Here is a 1,327-nt window from a genome sequence, read left to right as displayed (position 1 = left end):
GGCCGGGATGGGCCAGCGCGGCGGCGGCACGCCCAGCACGGCGGCCAAGCGGGCGAAGGCTTCGCGGTAGCTCAGGTTTTCGTGGCCGAGAATGTAGGACTCGCCCACGCGGCCCATCGTCAGGGCGTTGACGGTGGCAGTGGCCACGTCGCGCACGTGCACGTAGTTTTTACCGCCGGGTGGGTAGCCGGGCAGGCGGCCATGGTAGAGCTCCAGCAGTAGGGCGTTGGAAGTAGGCTTGGCATCGTCGGGGCCGAGCATGAAGGTAGGGTGCACCAGTACGGCGGGCAGCTGCTGGTCGGCCACGGCGCGCAGTACGCGGTCGGTAGCAGCGCGCTTGCTGTCCATGTAGTCGAGGCCGTAGCGGCGGCCGGCGTAGGGGTGGGTTTCGTCGCCGGGCTGGCTTTTCGAGCCGAAGCCGAATATGTTGGCCGTGCCCACGTACACCAATCGGCCTACGCCGGCCCGCCGGGCCTCGCGCAGCACGGCTTCGGTGCCGACCATATTCACGTTCCACACAACTGGGTTGCGGGCCGGGTTCACGCTGGCCAGCGCGGCAGCGTGAATAATGGCCGCGCACCCCTCGGCCACTCCCGCAACCTGAACGGCCGCGGTAATATCCGCAAACTGATACGTGATGCCCGCATCGGTCGCATCGAACGGGGGAGGCGTGCCGGGGCGCAGCAGGGCGCGCACGAGCTGGCCCCGGCGGCGCAACTCAGCCACCAGATGCCGGCCCAGGAAGCCATTGGCCCCGGTGACGAGGACGGGCGCGGCCATTAATACGTATTGAGCATGGCCTTGTAGGTGCGTGCGATGCGCACCGGCGAGGCTTTCAGAAAGAAGAGGGAAAAAGCCGTGAGGTTGGCCAGCTGCACCCGGAGCCAGGAGTTGGTAGTGTACTTGCGGGCCGATACCGTGACGGCATCCGGCGCAATGAAAAACCGCGCTACCTGCCGAATGCGCTGAATAATCTCAAAGTCTTCCATAATCACAAACCGCTCGTTGAAGCCGCCCAGCTGCCCAAATAGCCCGCGGGTAATGAACAGCGTCTGGTCGCCGCCCCGGCTCATGATGCCTTTGAAGCGCGTGCCGTAGCTGTTGATGCGCAGCAGCGGGTGGCTCGAATCGAACTGGAAACGGTAGCAGCCGGCCGGGTAGCCCGCGGCCACGGCCTGGGTGATGGTGGCCACGAAATCAGGATGCAGGCTCACGTCGGCGTGCACGAAGTAGAGTACTTCGCCGGTGGCGTGGGCGGCACCGTAGTTCATTTGGGCGGCGCGGCCGGGCTTGGGCGACAGCAGGACCGTGGCGCCGGCCTGCCGGG

Annotated in this window: 2 protein-coding genes; both read right to left on the bottom strand. The window is 66.4% G+C overall.

Translation table 11 applies throughout. The annotated features are described in order from the left end of the window. Positions 1–780: NAD-dependent epimerase/dehydratase family protein (locus ACYVDE_RS23040; protein WP_460503869.1), on the bottom strand; the 780-nt coding region annotated here is incomplete at its 3' end. Beyond that, on the bottom strand, positions 780–1,327 hold a 548-nt coding region (locus ACYVDE_RS23035; protein WP_460503868.1), incomplete at its 5' end, for a TIGR04283 family arsenosugar biosynthesis glycosyltransferase. The genes ACYVDE_RS23035 and ACYVDE_RS23040, both read right to left, overlap by 1 nt.

It is taken from the genome of Hymenobacter agri (assembly GCF_054778495.1).
This window is presented reverse-complemented; position numbering and strand designations above follow the sequence as displayed.